The sequence below is a fragment of the Alcanivorax sp. HI0083 genome (genome assembly GCF_001635175.1).
Map to the genome: position 1 here is coordinate 1 of NZ_LWFX01001199.1, position 3,528 is coordinate 3,528.

A 3,528-nucleotide genomic window follows, 5' to 3' on the forward strand; every position below is an offset into this window, starting at 1 on the left:
TAGCACTTACACAGTGCGACGTTATCCCTGCGGAACCCAAATATTGAATAGCCGCCAGTTTTTTTAATTCACTCTTCTTCATAATTATTTCCGACGGCTAACCGGGTCGAGGCCTTCCATTCCCCACTAACACATGACTTTAGAAAATAAGAGACCTGTCCAGCCTTTCGCTCAACGCCTACATAAACTGATACTGCAAACCGATGGTGTAGGCATCCACCTTTTCATCATCGGCATCGTAGCGGTTTGCTTCGCCACGGAATAACAAGTTATCCAAGCCATAGGTGAAGCCCGCGCCCCAGACCGGATCAAAACCGGAATCATCGTCGCCGTGATCAACGTCAGATTCCCAGGCCCAGCCGCCAGCGCGTACAAATAACTGGGTGCCGGTGGCTACATCGAAAAAACCCGCAAAAACCGCCTCGCTTCCGGTAAGCATGACCTCTGCCTCTGAACCGGCGAGCTCTGCGCTGTATTCCCCGAGGTAGGTATGGGCAATTTCACCGCCCAGGTGAATGCGATCACGGGCTACCGGGAACGTGAGCCCGGCGAGGATGGAAAAGGTGTGGTCGGTGGAGTCGACATCAGTGCCGGCAGGAAAATCCCCGTCATCGTAATCCAGATCGGTCCAGCCTCCTTTCAAGGCGCCGTGCACATTGAGGTCGGCAGCTGCAGCGGTAGTCGCCAGCACCATGCTGCAAGACAGAACAAGAATATTTCTGAGTAAAGCCATGAGTCGCTCCCTGCGATCATTATTGGATTATCCGTTGAGTCTACCGCGATTGTGCTGCGTCAGGCAGCAGCCCGAATCGCCGTATCGTTGCCCTTTTGTATCACCCTTTGGTGGGTAATCGCACCCGGCCTTTCTGTTACGCCGTGACCGCGTGGCTCACCCGGTATTCGCCCGGGCTAACGCCTGTCCATCGCTTAAAGGCACGATTGAAATTCGCGGATGAGGCAAACCCCACCAGATAGGCGATTTCGCCCAGTGTCAGATGACGCTGCTCGATATATTCCAGCGCCAGCTTTTTGCGGGTCTGTTCCAGAATATCCTTGAAGCTGGTGCCCTGCTCGCTGAGTTTTCGCTGCAAATTGCGCAAGCTCATTCCCAGGGTGCTGGCAATATCGGCCTGGGTGGGCGAGCCCAGGGCCAGCTTGTCCTGAATGCGGCACTTCACCCGGTTGGCCAGGTCATTCTGGTCGACACGGGAGAGGTACTCGTCGAGCATTTTTTCATGGCTCTGGGTCAGCATCATGTTGTGGGTAAGCAGTTTCTGCGCGGCCTGCTCCCGATCGAACACCACCACGTTGCAATCTGCATTGAAGTCGATATCACAGCCGAAAAAGTCTTGCAGATAGGCCGCTCCCTGTTCCGGAGGGGGCGTATTGAAGCTGACGCGTAGCGGTCGTAATGTGGCGTCTACCGCTTCGCGGGCAAATGTCACCAGGGTGGCGAAGAATATCTCGATTTCCCAACGCCCCAGAGCCGGCTTTCCAGTCACCTCGTCAAACAACGGCATGGTACGGATGGCGAGGCCCGCCGGTTCTTCGCGCACGTCGGCCCAACAGGCGTTGGAAAGCACGCGCTTGTAACGCACGATGCGTAGCAACGCATCTTCCAGAGAGGCCGACGACATCATGGCGTAGCCCAGCGCGTGAAACATGCCGGGGTGAAAATGCTTACCCACCTGAACACTGAAATCTTTCCCCGGCAAGCGGGCATTGCAGTAGGCCACCAGGGAGGAAAGCTTGGCCACGGCCATTCTGGATTCCAGGTTCTCCAGATCTGCTGCAGCGATGCCACAGGCATCGAACGCCGCCTGCACGTCGATACCATGAGCCTGCATGGTCTTGGATATGGGGATCACCCAGCCGCTCAGGGCTATATATTCGCTTTGCACGTTTTCAGCCTTTATTGCCCCGACGGCCCCTACTGGCGTCGGTATTACACCCTTGCTCTGAGCTCCCATTTTACCGCCACGGCGCGATGGGACAACAGATTGGCGTGGACAGCCATGGCGATTTCCGATCACCGGGGTAAGGTGTTGGCCGACGATGCGGGAGCTGCGCCACCGTCTGACGCGCTGCCCCATCAGCAGCGCAGCCCCCTCGGGACCATTTCAGATGGACGGCAGGCCAGCCGCCGCCTTGCTGGCGCAGAGCAGTGGTTCAAGCTCTCGCCCGGCACAATAACAACGATTCAACGGCAGAAATGCCAGTATTAATACGCGCACAACACTATCGGGAGAAGTATTCCATGAGCACCCCTTCACTGAACGAGCAGTTCACCAATACCGCCGAATTTATCGAGCATAATTGCCAGCGGTATGCGGATATGCCTGCCTACCACTGCCTGGGCCAGACACTGACCTTTGCAGACCTGGAAGAGAAGTCCCGCCATCTGGCCAAGTGGTTCCAACATGCCTGCGGACTGCAACAGGGTGACCGCGTGGCCATTCAGCTGCCCAACCTGAACCAGTATCCGATTGCCGCGTACGCCGCTTTCCGGGCCGGCCTGGTGGTGGTGAACACCAACCCGCTGTACACCCCGCGGGAAATGCAGCATCAATTCAGTGATTCCGGCGCCAAAGCGCTGGTGGTGTTTGCCGACGCCTTGGACCGGCTGGAAGCCATCAAGGCTGACACCCAGGTTGAGCACGTGCTGGTGACCGGCCCGGCAGACCTGATTGCGCCGCCCACAGAGGCCCAGCACGGCTATCACGATTTTGTGGCGGCCATGGAAGAAGGCGCCAACCTGCCTGAGCTGGAACCCATCAAGGCCCAGCGTGAGGACATCGCCGTGCTGCAGTACACCGGCGGTACCACTGGTGTGGCCAAGGGCGCCAGCCTCACCCACGCCAATATTCTGGCCAACGCGGCGCAGATGGAAGACCGCCTGGGCGAACGTTGCGAAGCCGGCAAGGAAATTTTCGTCTGCCCGCTGCCGCTGTACCACATCTATGCGTTCACCGTGAACATGCTGGCCCTGTTCAACCTGGGCGCCATGAATGTGCTGATTCCCAACCCGCGGGATCTGGACGGTTTTGTGAAAACCATCCAGCCGTTCAAGTTCACCGGCCTGGCCGGTATCAATACCCTGTTTGTCGGCCTGTGCCGCCATCCGGATTTCAAGGCTCTGGACTTCTCCAGCCTCAAGCTCACCTTCTCCGGCGGTAGCGCGCTAACCAGCTCCGCCGCCAAGCTGTGGCAATCGGTAACCGGCTGCCCGGTTACCGAAGGTTGGGGCCTGAGCGAAACCTCACCGGTGGCCACCTTGAACCAGTTCGGTGCCGAAGAGCTGGGCACGGTGGGCGCGCCCTTGATCGGAACCGAGGTGGAAGCCTGGGACGAAGACGGCAACAAACTGGCCATTGGCGAAGTGGGCGAACTGGTGATCCGCGGGCCGCAAGTGATGCAGGGTTACTGGAATCGTCCGGAAGAAACGGCCAAGTCCATGAAGGACGGTTTCTTCCGCACCGGTGACGTGGGTGTAGTGCAGGAAAATGGCAATATCAAGATTGTCGATCG

At 57.9% G+C, this 3,528-nt stretch carries 3 protein-coding genes; 1 reads left to right on the forward strand and 2 read right to left on the reverse strand.

The annotated features are described in order from the left end of the window. Positions 1-178: 178 nt before the first annotated feature. Positions 179-733: an outer membrane beta-barrel protein gene (locus tag A3754_RS17360; protein WP_063520707.1), complete on the reverse strand. Its 555-nt coding sequence runs from the start codon at positions 731-733 to the stop codon at positions 179-181. 136 nt (positions 734-869) lie between these two features. After that, positions 870-1,901 (reverse strand): AraC family transcriptional regulator, encoded by a 1,032-nt coding sequence (locus A3754_RS17365; protein ID WP_063520708.1) that lies wholly within the window; start codon positions 1,899-1,901, stop codon positions 870-872. 356 nt (positions 1,902-2,257) lie between these two features. On the opposite strand from A3754_RS17365, the gene A3754_RS17370 reads away from it, so the two are divergent. After that, positions 2,258-3,528, forward strand: a 1,271-nt coding sequence (locus A3754_RS17370) for an AMP-binding protein (protein ID WP_063520709.1), incomplete at its 3' end; no start/stop codon positions are given.

Bases quoted from the DNA above. Each gene is read 5' to 3' on its own strand.
- A3754_RS17360 (WP_063520707.1), bottom strand. From the start codon at position 733: ATGGCTTTACTCAGAAATATTCTTGTTCTGTCTTGCAGCATGGTGCTG.